The 13,886-nt window shown below is 46.3% G+C and carries 11 protein-coding genes; 4 read left to right on the top strand and 7 right to left on the bottom strand.

The annotated features are described in order from the left end of the window. Positions 1 to 326 precede the first annotated feature (326 nt). The 4 genes from GWO68_RS05235 (at position 327) to GWO68_RS05220 (ending at position 4,728) form a co-directional block, all read left to right on the top strand. Complete coding sequence (locus GWO68_RS05235; protein WP_162345368.1) at positions 327 to 1,418, top strand: sensor histidine kinase; 1,092 nt, start codon at positions 327 to 329, stop codon at positions 1,416 to 1,418. A 115-nt stretch (positions 1,419 to 1,533) separates the two neighbouring features. Beyond that, positions 1,534 to 2,718, top strand: coding sequence for an acetyl-CoA C-acyltransferase (locus tag GWO68_RS05230; protein ID WP_162345367.1), 1,185 nt, complete (start codon positions 1,534 to 1,536; stop codon positions 2,716 to 2,718). A gap of 124 nt (positions 2,719 to 2,842) precedes the next feature. Next, positions 2,843 to 3,376 (top strand): HEAT repeat domain-containing protein, encoded by a 534-nt coding sequence (locus GWO68_RS05225; RefSeq protein ID WP_162345366.1) that lies wholly within the window; start codon positions 2,843 to 2,845, stop codon positions 3,374 to 3,376. Between the two features lie 35 nt (positions 3,377 to 3,411). Continuing rightward, on the top strand, positions 3,412 to 4,728 hold the full coding sequence (locus GWO68_RS05220; protein ID WP_162345365.1) for a toxin-antitoxin system YwqK family antitoxin: 1,317 nt from the start codon (positions 3,412 to 3,414) through the stop codon (positions 4,726 to 4,728). Positions 4,729 to 4,797: 69 nt separating this feature from the next. On the opposite strand, the gene GWO68_RS05215 is transcribed toward GWO68_RS05220, so the two are convergent. The 7 genes from GWO68_RS05215 to GWO68_RS05185 all read right to left on the bottom strand — a co-directional run bounded on the left by GWO68_RS05215 (position 4,798) and on the right by GWO68_RS05185 (position 13,886). Further along, positions 4,798 to 6,690 (bottom strand): amidophosphoribosyltransferase, encoded by a 1,893-nt coding sequence (locus tag GWO68_RS05215; RefSeq protein WP_162345364.1) that lies wholly within the window; start codon positions 6,688 to 6,690, stop codon positions 4,798 to 4,800. An 8-nt stretch (positions 6,691 to 6,698) separates the two neighbouring features. Beyond that, entirely contained in the window at positions 6,699 to 8,213 is a 1,515-nt protein-coding gene (locus GWO68_RS05210; protein WP_162345363.1) for an NADH-quinone oxidoreductase subunit N, read from the bottom strand. After that, positions 8,214 to 9,956: a complex I subunit 4 family protein gene (locus tag GWO68_RS05205; RefSeq protein ID WP_162345362.1), complete on the bottom strand. Its 1,743-nt coding sequence runs from the start codon at positions 9,954 to 9,956 to the stop codon at positions 8,214 to 8,216. Positions 9,957 to 10,078: 122 nt separating this feature from the next. Beyond that, positions 10,079 to 12,250 carry an NADH-quinone oxidoreductase subunit L gene (gene nuoL, locus GWO68_RS05200; protein ID WP_235941946.1) on the bottom strand — a complete coding sequence of 724 codons (2,172 nt, stop codon included), beginning with the start codon at positions 12,248 to 12,250 and terminating at the stop codon, positions 10,079 to 10,081. Positions 12,251 to 12,335: 85 nt separating this feature from the next. Continuing rightward, entirely contained in the window at positions 12,336 to 12,641 is a 306-nt protein-coding gene (nuoK, locus tag GWO68_RS05195) for an NADH-quinone oxidoreductase subunit NuoK (RefSeq protein ID WP_162345361.1), read from the bottom strand. Positions 12,642 to 12,643: 2 nt separating this feature from the next. Further along, a complete protein-coding gene (locus tag GWO68_RS05190; protein WP_162345360.1) occupies positions 12,644 to 13,156 on the bottom strand; it encodes an NADH-quinone oxidoreductase subunit J family protein in 513 nt (170 codons plus the stop codon). A gap of 139 nt (positions 13,157 to 13,295) precedes the next feature. After that, on the bottom strand, positions 13,296 to 13,886 hold the full coding sequence (locus GWO68_RS05185; protein WP_317164488.1) for a 4Fe-4S binding protein: 591 nt from the start codon (positions 13,884 to 13,886) through the stop codon (positions 13,296 to 13,298).

Here is a 13,886-nt window from a genome sequence, read left to right as displayed (position 1 = left end):
TGTAACTAAAGGTAAGTATAAACTGCAAAAGGTGTTAAAACATTGGTATAGTTCAGGTTAAATCCTTATTCGGTTTATACTTTTAGTTTTTAAAGTATAAAAACAGTTTAAGAGTAAGAGAATTTATGATCTAGTGTGTTTAGGAAACAGATAGTTATCGCTGAACAATAGATTAACTCTTTAATTCTAAAATTCCCAACTCTTTAACGCACAATCTCCTGAACTCTTAAATTCATAAGCCTGCTTTTAACAACTACTTGTTCTGATAAGAGTAAACATCAGGTATAAACCTTACTGCAAAACAAATCCCCGGAGAATCTATATTTATGGGAAAGCAACCCGAGAAGGCAGACGAGCATCAGAAGCTGGTAGAACTGAACGACGTATTGGAAAACTATTTCAGTAACACGATCATTCCGCAGCTTTTTGTGGATGCCAATATGATTCTCCGCAAGTTTACGCCAGCCGCCATGACCCACTTCAAATTATCTGATAGCGACCTGGGGAAGCACATAAACGACGTATCCAATAACATCCGTTTCCCGACGATCATTGAAAACATACAGGAGGTGATAACTGAGAAAAGAGCCATGGAGAAGGAGATCCAGACCACTGACAAGATCTGGTACCAGATGAACATCCTGCCTTACATTATCCGGAAAGAAAACCGCACCAATGGTGTCATCATTACCTTCATAGATATCAACGACCGCATCCAGATCCTGAAAGGGTACGAAAAGCTGAACCGGAACTATGAGAACATTATCCACTCCATCTCACACGACATAAAAGGACCGCTCTCCAACATTGAAGGGCTGGTTGATATTTTAAGAGATATAGAAGGCTGCGAAAAAGAAACCTCCAACATCCTGGACATGCTGAGTAAGTCGGTGAACTATCTGCGCAAAACTATAAATGAACTGGCCGATATACAGGAAAGCGACACTGATTTTGCCAGGGAAAGAGAGCGTGTAAATTTTGGGAATGTGATTGAAGACGCCAAGCTGGCCCTGAAAGATAAGATAACGGAGTCGGAAGCACAGATTAAAACCGAGCTTGATGTAACAGAAGTCAATTTCTCCAGGAAGAACATCCGAAGCATAATGTATAACCTGCTTAGCAATGCCATAAAGTATAAAGCAGCAGATAAAGTCCCCAACATCCTGATTAAAACCAAAAAGTCCGGCGATGATATTTTACTCTCTGTCAGCGATAATGGCTTAGGTTTAGCGAGAGATAAAAAGCAGACAATTTTTGACCGCTATACCCGTGTAAGCACCGATGTGGAGGGAACCGGAATGGGTCTGTTTATAGTAAAGCGCATGGTAGAAGATATGGGCGGCCACATAGAAGTAGAAAGCAAACTAGGCGAAGGCACTACGTTTAACCTGTACTTTCAATCTCAGCAATCATTCTGATTATAAGCAATTTATAAGTTGGTATAGTTGGTTACAGCATGTGAGCCTAACGTTCGTTTGGTTTTAACTATAAATCCTGATAATTTCACAGTACCAATTAAATCCTTTCAAAATCATGCAAACTAAAGAAGTATATATTATTTCGGCTGTTCGTACGCCAATCGGTTCGTTCGGCGGTGCACTGGCAAGCCTTTCGGCTACCGAACTTGGTGCAGCAGCCATTAAAGGCGCTGTAGAAAAAGCTGGTATCGATAAAAACCTGGTACAGGAAGTTATCATGGGTAACGTACTGTCTGCAAATGTTGGCCAGGCTCCGGCACGCCAGGCGGCTGTTAAAGCTGGTTTGGGTTACAATGTTGAGTGTACAACTATAAACAAAGTGTGTGCTTCGGGTACAAAGGCAATTATGTATGCGGCGCAGGCCATTATGCTGGGTCATAAGGATGTGATTGTAGCTGGTGGTATGGAAAGCATGAGCAATGTGCCTTACTATGTAGAAAAAGCACGTTGGGGCGCTAAAATGGGCCATACCCAAATGGCTGATGGCTTGATCAGAGATGGTCTGTGGGATGTTTACAACGACTTCCATATGGGTAACGCTGCTGAAAACACCGCCCGCGAAATGAAGATCACCCGCGAAATGCAGGACGAGTACGCCATCAACTCTTATAAAAAATCGGCGGCAGCTGCTGAAGCCGGCATGATGAAAGATGAGATCATACCGGTTGAAATTCCGCAGCGTGGTAAAGATCCTATAGTTGTGTCGGAGGACGAAGAGTACAGAAAAGTTAGCTTCGATAAGATTCCTGGCTTGCGCCCTGTGTTTGACAAAGAAGGTTCTGTAACAGCTGCCAACGCATCTACTTTGAACGATGGTGCAGCCGCGCTTTTACTGATGAGCCGTGAAAAAGCGGAAGAGCTTGGTGTGAAGCCAATCGCGAAGATCCGTGGCTTTGCTGATGCAGAGCAGGACCCGATCTGGTTCACGACTACACCATCGCTGGCTATCCCGAAAGCACTTAAAAATGCAGGCTTAACGCCTGAGGAGGTAGATTTCTACGAGATCAACGAAGCATTCTCGGTAGTTTCTATCGCTAACAACCAGAAACTTGGTTTGGAAGGCGGTAACGTAAACGTATTTGGTGGTGCCGTATCACTTGGTCACCCACTGGGTGCATCGGGTGCGCGTATTGTAACTACCCTTTGCAATGTACTGGATAAAAAAGGTGGTAAAATTGGAGTAACCGGTATCTGTAACGGTGGCGGTGGCGCTTCTGCCCTTGTAATCGAGAAACTATAGTTTGCCTTAAGGCATACATTTTGCAGGGAGCCTTACGTTAAAACGTAAGGCTTCTTTTTTATACCTTAGCCACACATTAAACTGTTTTCTATACTTTTAGTGTTTAACTGTACTGACGAAACGAATGACATTAGAAACTGAGTTAGCTAAGTTCTGGGATTGGGCCAACATGACTCCTGAAACCTATAACGAAGAAAGAGGCTTAGGCGAATGGGAAATAGAATACCCCGGCTGGGATGAACTTTACAAAGCAGCAGACGAAGCCCTCGAACAGCTTAACAAGGAATTTAACCATGACCTGGCCCAGCTGCTGGTTTATGCCCTGGCTATAGATAACGAATCGGGAACGGTGCTGCAGAAAGTGGATGAAAAGCTGGAATCCAAACTGCGGTTTGTAAAGAAAGCTATCAATTCGGATCAGTCGCAGGCCAGGTGGCAGGCAGCCGAACTGCTTGGTAACACCGAAGTAGAAGACCGGGAGAAAATACTTGTTAACCTCATCAGCCGTGATAAAGACAAGTATGTTGTTAGAAGAGCGTTGATGAGCCTGGCTAAAGTGAACCATGTTAAAGCTGCGGATTTTGCAAAGGGCTACTTAAAGGACCCGGATCCGTTTATGAAATTAGTATCAAAAGAGATCGTTAAAAAGAAAGCCTGAACTATAGGTTAGTTATTTCATTGAGTTCTATACATATGTATAAATTATTTTCAGTTCTGTTTACCCTATCCCTGGTAAGCACGGTTGCGCTGGGGCAGGCCCGGAAAGTAGTAACCTACCACGACGAGGCCCGCACAACTATAAAAGAGGTTTACTTTATGAAACCGGATTCGGCTATAGTTGGCAATTACGTGCGCTACTACCCTACCGGCGAGCGTGAGGCTTTTGCTAAGTTCGTGGAAGGTAAAAAGGACAGCGTTTTCACGGAGTTCTACCCAAATGGCACACCTAAAATAAAAGTAACCTATAAACTGGATGTGAAGCAGGGACCTTTCCAGGCGTTTCACCCGGATGGCCGCCTGATGCAGGAAGGCAGCTACGAGAACGACCAGCAGAGCAGCCTGTTCAAGACCTTTTACGATGATGGCAAGATCCGGAAAGAGACTACGTTTGTAAAAGGTTTCCCGGAAGGATTGGTGAAGGAATACTACCCGGACGGAAAAGTAAAATCGGAGATATACTATAAGAACAGCCAGCAAAGCGGCCCGGCCAAAACCTACTACCCGAACGGACAACTAGAATCTGATGCCACTTACCGCGGTGGTATGCTGGAAGGCTCCTACAAAACTTATTACCATGACGGGCAACTACAGCAGGAAGTCATAAATGTGGCAGGTCAGCGCCACGGCACATTTAAAAGCTATTTTCCGGACGGTAAGCTAAGTACCGAAGGTGGTTTTGCAGCTGGCAAAATGAACGGACCGAGTAAATCTTATTACCAGAACGGGCAGTTACGAAGCGTTATAAACTATAAAAATGGCGAACCTAACGGCCAGACGCAGTTCTTTTATGAAGATGGCACCCTGCGCGAGCAAGGCAACTATAGCAACAACGGCGCAGACAGCAAAGTAACCACCTACTACCCAAGCGGAAATATAAAAGCCGAGGAAGAGTTTAAAGACAAGCTGCAACAAGGCAACTGGAAAACGTACTTCGATGAGCCCGGTAAAAAGGTAAGCACCAGCGAAGTATACATAAAAGGCAAACAACACGGCGATCAGCTAACTTACCACGAAAACGGCCAGGTTAAATCAAAAGTGGTGTATGACAATGGCAAAATTGTAGGCCTTAGCTACGAATACTACCCATCCGGCAAGGTTAAATCAGAAACGGAGCATAAAGACGGCAAGAAATTCGGCGCTTACAAGCAGTACTTCGAAAACGGGAAAGTAGAAGTGACAGGCAAGCACATCAACAACAAAAAAGTTACCACCTGGAAGCACTACAACCAAGATGGCAAAGTAGTTAAAACTATAGTTTACAAAGATGGCAAAGTGGTAGAAGAGAAATAACACTTCGTTAGAAAACAAAAAGGCACTTCCCAACTATAGGAAGTGCCTTTATATTTATGCTATAGTTACTTAATAGGCTCTTACAGCTTTTTTCTCCACAAAATTCATGAAGGCACGGTTTACAACACGTGTACCGCCCGGGGTTGGGTAATTACCAGTAAAATACCAGTCGCCTTTATGGTTCGGGCAGGCCAGGTGCAGATCTTCAATCGTTTGGTAAATTACCTGAACTTCTGCTTTTACTTCCGGTGCCTTCACAATCTCCGATACTTTGGCAGAGATCTCATCGTGCGTAAACAGGTCGAAAAGCTCTTTTACAAAGTTGGTTTCTTTAAAGGCCTCCGTTCCTTCTACAGCCAGGCACTTATCGTATACTTCATCAATTTTATAGTATAAGCCACGGTCTTCAAGCAGCGCCAGCATCGCACGGAACGCAACAAATTCCTTTAAGCGGCTCATATCAATACCATAGCAATCCGGGTAACGGATCTGCGGTGCACACGAAACGATGATGATCTTTTTCGGGTCCAGTTTGTCCAGCATTTTAATGATAGACTTTTCCAGGGTAGTACCACGAACTATAGAATCATCCAGCACAACCAGTGTATCAATGCCTTTCTTTACTACTTCATAGGTCGTGTCGTACACGTGCGTAACCAGGTCGTCGCGGTTGTTGTCGTCGGTGATAAATGTGCGAAGTTTAACGTCTTTTATCACCAGCTTTTCAGCGCGCGGCTTAAACTGCAATATATCGTCCAGTTCCTCTTCAGTGAGTTGCTGGTTCAGGATTGCCTGTTTGCGGTAGGTACGCAGGTAGTCTTCAATTCCCTTCATCATGCCCAGCCACGACGTTTCGGCCGTGTTCGGGATGTAAGAGAAAACAGTATTTTTGAGATCGTAGTTAACAGCTTCCAGAATCTGGCGGCAAAGGCGCTTGCCCATGTTCTTGCGCTCCTCATATATTTCCGGGTCGTTGCCGCGGGAGAAGTAAATACGCTCAAAGCTGCATGATAACTTTTCGCGCGGCTCGATGATCTCTCTCAGCGATGGATTGCCCTCTTTGTCAACTATGAGCGCATGCCCCGGTGTAATTTCCTTGATTGCAGCATAATCTACATCGAAAGCTGTTTTAATGGCAGGCTTTTCAGAGGCGATTACTACCACTTCCTCATCAATGTAATAATATGCCGGACGAATGCCATTCGGGTCGCGGACAACAAACGATGCACCGTAACCTGTAAGGCCCGCCATCGCATAACCACCATCGAAATCCTTAGCGGCACGCTTTAATACACGTTCCAAGTCAAGGTTCTCTTCTATCAGGCTGGTTATTTCTTTGTTGGTATACTCGTGCTTATAAGACTCGAACAGCTCCTGGTTTTCTTCGTCCAGGAAATGGCCGATCTTTTCAAGTACAGTAATGGTGTCGGACTTTTGTTTCGGGTGCTGGCCAAGCTCAATCAGTTTCTGAAACTGCTCTTCTACGTTGGTCATGTTAAAGTTACCGGCAACAGCAAGGCTGCGGCTTCGCCAGTTGTTTTCGCGCACCATCGGGTGGCAGTTATCAACGCTGTTTACGCCGTGTGTGCCGTAACGCAGGTGGCCCAGGTACACATCGCCCAGGAAAGGCATGTTATTCCATACCCAGCTGATATCTTCCGCTTTTTCCGGATTGCTTTCTTTCAGCTCTTTGTATTCTTTGCCGATCTTGCCGAAAATGCTGTCGATGGCGCGGGTCTTTACGGAACGGAAACGGCTGATGTATTCCATGCCCGGACCGGCATCTATTTTAATGCTGGCAACCCCTGCCCCGTCCTGGCCACGGTTATGCTGCTTCTGCATAAGCAAAAACAGTTTGTTAACGCCGTACATGGGCGTGCCATACTTCTCAACGTAATACTCAATTGGTTTTCGGAGCCTGATCAGGGCAATACCGCATTCGTGTTTTATTGAATCGCTCATGTTTGCTGTTAAAGTGTCTGTGCCAGTAGCTTTTCAATCCAGTGCAGCAGCAGGTCGGGTTTAAAAAACAGGACCAGCAGCGGCAGTGCAAAAAACCCCAGCAGCAGCTTATTCGACAGTGAAATAACTAAATTTTCTTCAGTATAATTCCTTTTAAAGAAAAGGTAGTATGGAATCCTGATATAATAGAATAGGGCAACGCCGGTGAGCAGCACACCCGCTACTAAAAGCACCAGCAGCATGGTTTGGCCTGATGAACTATAGGCTTCCCAGACATTACTAAAAATTAACAGCTTGCCCATAAACCCGGCCAAAGGCGGAAGCCCGGTAAGTGACAACAGGTACAGCAAAGCCATCACCCCAAGGAAAGGCACTTTATAACCCAGTCCCGTAAAATGCTCCAGCCTGGTAACTCCAAAGTTTTCTTCCGTTATCTGCAGGAACAGGAAAATGCCATAGTTCATGAACAGCAGCACCGACAGATAGAACAGCACACCTGAACTATAGTTGGCACCGAAAGCCAGCAAGGCCATTAGCAGAAAACCCGCATGCGACACCGACGAATATGCCATAAGGCGGCGCGGCGTTTTTTGCCACAGTGCTGTAAAATTACCGATAACCAGCGTAGCCAGCGCAGCTATGCCCAGGAACCATAGTATATCATCGAAATAAGAAGCTACAGCCGGATCGGAGAAAGCTGCTACAAAGCGAAGGATAACGATAATACCCGCCATTTTAGGACCTGTAGAGAACAGGGCAACTATAGGCATCGGCGCGCCCTGGTACACATCTGGCACCCAAAAATGGAACGGCGCAGCCGATATTTTAAAGAAGAAACCAGCAAATAAGAGTATAGTTGCTATAGTTACCAGCAGATAATCAGCCTGCAAAAGTGCCTGCCAGAAAGTGCCTTCGGTATAGTTTAGCGAGCCGGTAAAGCCATAGAAAAACGACATACCATATAGCATTACACCAGCCGAAAGTGTACCATAAAGGATATATTTCAGGCCGGCTTCTACAGCGCGTTTTTCGTGTTTTAAGGTAAGCGTAAGGATATAGGATGCGATGGAAACCACTTCGATAGCCAGGAAAACCATGATCAGGTTAATGGACTTTGCCATCAGGTTCAGGCCCAGCACCAGCATCAGGATAAGAGCGTAATATTCCCCTTTCCCCTCTTTCAGGTTTTCAAGGAACCTGCTTTGCAGCGATAAAAGTATGGTAAAGATACCAGCCGCACTGAAAAGTATGCCACCGTAACGGGCCAGTCCATCAGAACGCAGCAGATTCAGAAACTGAACTCCACCCGAGGTATAGCCCCCTAAAATCTGAAGTAGGAACGCGGAAAAAAGCCCGGTAAGCGCCAGCCACGGCAACAGCTGTTTTATAGTTTTAGATCTGAACAGGTCGAGCGTAACCAGCAGCAGAAAGAAACCGGCCAGCAATAACTCAGGCAGCAGCGATCCTGCCCCGGTTAAAATGGCGTTGATCTTCTCAGATAATAAAGCTGCCTGCTCTTTCACTTACTTAACTATAGTTGATAAGACCATCTGCAGCTGCTCCTGCCCGCTCCTGAGCACCAGTTCTGTAAAGCCTTGAGCCGTCATTCCAATCTTATCCAGCAACAGGTGCGGGAAAATTCCGAACACAAAGGCAAGTATGGCCAACGGCACTAACATCAGGTATTCTCTGGCGTTCAGGTCCGACATAGTTGCTTTTTCACGTAGCTCGGGGAAGATCCAGTATTTGCCAAAGAACATGCGCTGCAGCGCCCACAGGTAGTAAGCAGCCGCCAGTAACAAACCAAAAACTGCAACTATAGTTAGCCAGCGCGGCAGCAGGCCGGTTATATCAGGTGAGCTGAAACCACCTACCAGCACCAGTAATTCGGCGATAAAACCTGAGAAACCAGGCAAGCCCAGCGAGGCAAAGAAAGCGATTACAACAAACGTAGTATAAGCCGGCATGCGCTTCGCCAATCCACGGAAATTCAGGATCATGCGGTCGTGGGCGCGGTCGTAAATAACGCCTACCACCAGGAAGAGCATAGCCGAAATAATGCCGTGGCTGAACATCATATAAATGGCACCGTTCACGCCTTCCGAGGTAAGTGACGCCAGCCCCAACAATACAAAACCCATGTGCGACACCGACGAGTAAGCGATCAGCTTTTTCAGGTCGTTCATTGCAAGGGCACATAGCGCACCATAGATGATTGATAGAACACCCAAGCCACCAACCAGGACTGCAAAGTAAGCGCCTGCATCCGGGAAGATTGGGTAAACGATACGGATCAGACCATAACCGCCTACTTTCAGAAGTATAGCGGCCAGTAAAACAGAAATAGGTGTTGGAGCTTCTACGTGCGCATCCGGAAGCCAGGTATGTACCGGCACCGATGGCACTTTAATAGCAAAACCGGCAAACAATAACAGAAACGCAATAAAGCGGATCGGAAGATCCCACAACATGGTACCCGACAAAACATGCAGTAAACTACCCGGTATAAAATTGGCCGGATCCATCATGGCCGGAATACTGAACGTGCGGACAAGATCAGCACCCTGAATTACATTTTGTTGCAAGGATTGCTGTACCTGCAGGATCGTATCCGGGTTAATTCCGCTGGTTTGCAGCATACCTAACTGGGCAGCCGTTGCTAGCGGGTCGATCACAGAAGTATACAACCCGATCATCACAATCAGGATGAACAATGAGCCGACTAAAGTATAAATGAAGAACTTAATGGCAGCATATTCGCGTTTCGGGCCACCCCAGATACCGATCAGGAAATACATCGGAAGGAGCATAAACTCGAAGAACAGGTAAAAAAGGAAGAAATCCAGCGCCAGGAAACAACCCATTACGCTGGTAAGTAGCAACAGGTAGAGCAGGAAGTAGCCTTTTACATTCTTTTTGATCGTCCAGGAGGAGATAACACCGATAACGCCGATAATTCCTGTGAGTAGCACCATGCTGATACTGATCCCATCCACACCTACAAAGTACTCGATCTGGAAACGGCCAAGGCTGCCCAACGAAAAGCCGATCCAGTTTAGTTTCTCTACAAACTGGTAGCCCTGTTGCCCGTTGGCTGCGGCGGCACCATCAAAACGGAAGTATAAAACGATAGCCAGCACCAACTGCACCAATGAACCCAGCAATGCTACTACCTTCGCCGTCTTTTGCAGACGAGCGGGCATAAGCAGCAATACAAGCGCTGCTAATAGAGGTGAAAAAATAAGGCTACTAAGTATAAAATCCATCAACTGTTTTTATGGTTGATTGTTAATCGCTGAATGATAATTGCTGACAGTTGTTTTTAAGACCACCTAAAGCAAAATCCTATAATCTCTTAAATCTCAAAAATCCTAGTCCCAAAGATACTTTAAAACAAGACGATATATAGTATAACCAAAATAAATCCGAAAAGCGAATAGGCATAATAACTCTGTACTTTCCCATTCTGCAGGTTCCGGCCAAGCATTCCGAATACCTTCGACAGTGCTCCTACCAGCCACACCGATCCGTCTACTACCAGCCTGTCGAACCAGCTCACCATTTTAGAAAGCACGACCAGCCATTTACTGCCATAGTTCAGGGTATAATCTATGATGCGTTTATCAACACGGTAAAGTGTAGTTGCTGTCCAGAGTGCCGGCTTTACAAAAGTTGTGTTAAAGAAAGTATCCAGGTAAAAGTGGTTGTAGCTGAGGCGGGCAAAAGTGCCATCAGGCTGCTCGCTTACCAGTTGTTCGCTTGTTTTCCGGTTATATTTAATAAGCGCTATGGCTATACCAACTATAGCCAGCAATGCAGAAGCAACTCCGATTATAATGTGTACCAGATGGTTTGCATCATCCTGTATAGCTATAGCCTGCACCAGTTCCTGGGCAAGAATATTAAGTCTTAAATTTTCTAACCCGATACCATGTACAACCCAGTTGCCGCTAAAACTCAATGGGTTTAAAGAGAAGAATATACCTAATGAAAGTACTGCCAGTAGAATAACAGGTACCAACATTACACGCTCGGTTTCCAGTTTCGGAGAAAAGCGGATCTGAGCCACGCCGAAAGGTGCCCGGAAATTACCGAAGAACATAAACCACATGTGGCGCGTCATGTAATACGCTGTCAGCACCACCACTATAAACCCTATGACCGGAACTATAAAGTAAATTAAATTACCGTTTGCGCTCATAGTCTGTGCCCATGCCCAGCTAACGGATAGTATAGCGTCTTTGGAAAGGAAGCCAGAAGTAAGCGGAATACCGGCCAAAGCAGCAGTTGCCAGCAGGTAACTATAAAAAGTAAGCGGCATAGTTTTGCGCAGCCCTCCCATATTCCGGATATCCTGTGGGTCGATGTTATCCAGGTGTGCGTGGTGCAGGCCGCGGTGCATGGCATGAATGATGATACCAGCATTCAGAAACAAAGCTGCCTTGAAGAATGCGTGCGTGGTCAGGTGGAAAAGCGAGGCATCGTAAGCGCCGGTTCCCATGCCCATTACCATATAGCCCAACTGCGAAATAGTAGAAAAGGCCAGTACCGCTTTAATGTCGAATTGATTTAATGCGGCAAGCGCTCCGAGCAGTGCTGTAATGGCTCCAACTATAGCTATAACGGTTAGGGCATCCGGGGTAAAAAAGGCATAGCAACGTGCCAGCAAGTAAACACCAGCTGCCACCATAGTTGCCGCGTGTATCAGCGACGAAACCGGTGTTGGGCCCTGCATGGCATCGGGTAACCAGATCTGTAACGGAAACTGCGCCGACTTACCCACACAACCCATAAACAAACCTAAGCCGGCTAAGGTCAGCAGGATAGTACTCAGCTCCAGTTGCCACAATTGCCCGTTCAAACTATAGCTAACTATAAAATTGCCGTTCAGCCAGTCGCCTGAGCCTATCTGTGTTCTGAGTGCTTCCAGGTCGAAGGTGCGGAAGTAGGTATAGAATGCAAATAAGCCAAGTAGCAGACCAATATCCCCTACCCTGTTCACCAGGAAAGCTTTTTTGTTTGCTGCCACTGCTGTAGGCCGCTCGAACCAGAACCCAATAAGCAGGTACGATGAAAAACCCACCAGCTCCCAGAAAATAAAAAGCAGCAACAGGTTATCGACCAGCACAATACCCAGCATACTGAACGTAAACAGCCCCAGGTATGCGAAATAGCGGTGATAGCCTGCGTCGCCGTGCATATAGCCAACCGAAAACAGCTGCACCAGTGTGGAAATGAACGTTACGATCACCAGCATCAGCACCGTGAGGTTATCCAGCAATATACCGGCTGTAAAATCGGAAACTATAGTTGAGGGCAGGGTAAACCAGATGGTTCGGGTATGATACGTTGCCGTGTTCCAGGTTTGGATAAAAAGGTAAACTGAAAGCGCAAAAGTGATTGCTGAAATGCCGATCGCCAGCCAATCGCCGCGGCGGGGCAAACGTTTACCTGCAAAAAAGAGCACAAAAAAAGCCAGTAGCGGCAGCAGCAATACCACCAGTGCGGTAGTAGTCTGTGGAGTGCCAACCAGCGGCTTCAGAAGTTCAGTAAGCTCCAAGTTCAGGTTTATAGTTTGGTTTATCAGCGGCCAAAGTTAAGTATATTAGCTTAATTTTATACTTATAGTTTGCAGTAAACGGGCTTTAGTCTTGTGAGGTGATCTCGCTTAAATTAGCAGTTTTAAAGTGCTGGTACACGCGCAGAACTATAGCCAGGGCAACAGCGGCTTCGGCAGCGGCAATAACTATAACAAACAGGGAGAACAACTGCCCCTGTAACAACTGTGGATCATGACGGCTAAAAGCTACGAGGTTCAGGTTGGCCGCGTTAAAGATCAGCTCAATACCCATCAATACCACCACCGCATGGCGTTTGGTAATTACTGCCAGTACACCGATACTAAACAGCACAGCACTCAGCAACAAGATATGTTCTAAGGGAATATTCATGGCTATGTTTTCTGTTTGTCGGTGGCAATGTAAGCGGCTCCCATCAGGGCGATCAGCAGCAGCAGCGAGGCAATCTCAAATGGCAGTACAAAATCCGTCATTAGTTTAATACCGATCATTTGCACCGTACTTTTTTGATCTCCAAGCACATCAACTTCCATAGTTTGCAGCCACAACAGCGAACTGATATTTGATTTAAGTATACTATAGCTCAATCCTACAACTATAAGCCCGGCCACCAGCGTACCCCAAACCGTATTCACGTTCTCCGAAAGCACCGATTTATCCTGCACACGGCTGCTCAGCATAATACCGAAAAGTATCAGCACCAGTACGCCGCCCACGTACACCATCAGTTGGGTAACAGCTATAAAATCAGCGAACAGCAGCACATAAATACCGGCTATACTCAGCAGCACGATCAGTAACGAAAAACCAGCATACAGCAGGTTACGCGTCAGCACCATGTAAGCTCCCGAAACTATAGCCAGTATAGCGAAGATGTAGAAAAGCATTTTTATAGTTTACTTTTATCGTTTCTCAAAAGACCTCGTAGTGTGCGTAGCTCCTACGAGCGTCTGGTTTAAGGCTTTGCTTCGTAGCATCAGACACTAGCGGGAGCTGCGCACGCCGCTAGGTCTTTTCTTTACCTCTTTACCCTTGCTTTCTTGCTGCGAGTGCCGCTGCCTTGGCTGCTGCCATTTCTTCCTGTTGTTTTGCCAGCAATTGCTTTTTCTCCTCAGCCTGCTCCGGCGACAGGTCTGTAAAATGGTAGATCATGTTTTTGATATCTACTTCTGCGAAATCATAAACCGGCGTCATGGTCAGGCAGTCGGTTGGGCAGACGGTGGTACACAGGCCGCAGTAGCAGCATTTAGCCATGTCAATATCAAAAACCGGTGCGTACAGGCGTTTCTTGGTTCCGTCGGAGGTTAGCCCTATCTCTTCCGTCGCTTTTACAGATTCTATCGTGATGCAGTTAACCGGGCAGATCTTGGCACAAAGGTCACAAACTATACAATCGTCGATCTCGTTGTGCAGGCGGTAACGGCCGTTGTCAGGAACCGGAATGGCTTCATAAGGGTACGTAAGCGTTACCAGGCCGTCGGGTTGGTTAAAGTAGTTCTTATCGGTCACGTATTCCGGAGTACGACGGTTTTTGGCGCGCACAAAATGCTGCCACGTAAGCCGCAGGCCGCTTACCAGCGACGTTACCGCAAACCAGAATCCGGATCTATGTTTCAC

The sequence above is a fragment of the Pontibacter fetidus genome (genome assembly GCF_010119545.1).
GTDB lineage: Bacteria > Bacteroidota > Bacteroidia > Cytophagales > Hymenobacteraceae > Pontibacter > Pontibacter fetidus.
Note: the sequence above shows the minus strand (reverse complement) of the source record. Positions and strands in the feature narration are given on the sequence as shown.

Coding starts and splice junctions, on each gene's coding strand:
- GWO68_RS05235 (WP_162345368.1), top strand. CDS start 327: ATGGGAAAGCAACCCGAGAAGGCAGACGAGCATCAGAAGCTGGTAGAA.
- GWO68_RS05230 (WP_162345367.1), top strand. CDS start 1,534: ATGCAAACTAAAGAAGTATATATTATTTCGGCTGTTCGTACGCCAATC.
- GWO68_RS05225 (WP_162345366.1), top strand. CDS start 2,843: ATGACATTAGAAACTGAGTTAGCTAAGTTCTGGGATTGGGCCAACATG.
- GWO68_RS05220 (WP_162345365.1), top strand. CDS start 3,412: ATGTATAAATTATTTTCAGTTCTGTTTACCCTATCCCTGGTAAGCACG.
- GWO68_RS05215 (WP_162345364.1), bottom strand. CDS start 6,690: ATGAGCGATTCAATAAAACACGAATGCGGTATTGCCCTGATCAGGCTC.
- GWO68_RS05205 (WP_162345362.1), bottom strand. CDS start 9,956: ATGGATTTTATACTTAGTAGCCTTATTTTTTCACCTCTATTAGCAGCG.
- nuoK (WP_162345361.1), bottom strand. CDS start 12,641: ATGAATATTCCCTTAGAACATATCTTGTTGCTGAGTGCTGTGCTGTTT.
- GWO68_RS05190 (WP_162345360.1), bottom strand. CDS start 13,156: ATGCTTTTCTACATCTTCGCTATACTGGCTATAGTTTCGGGAGCTTAC.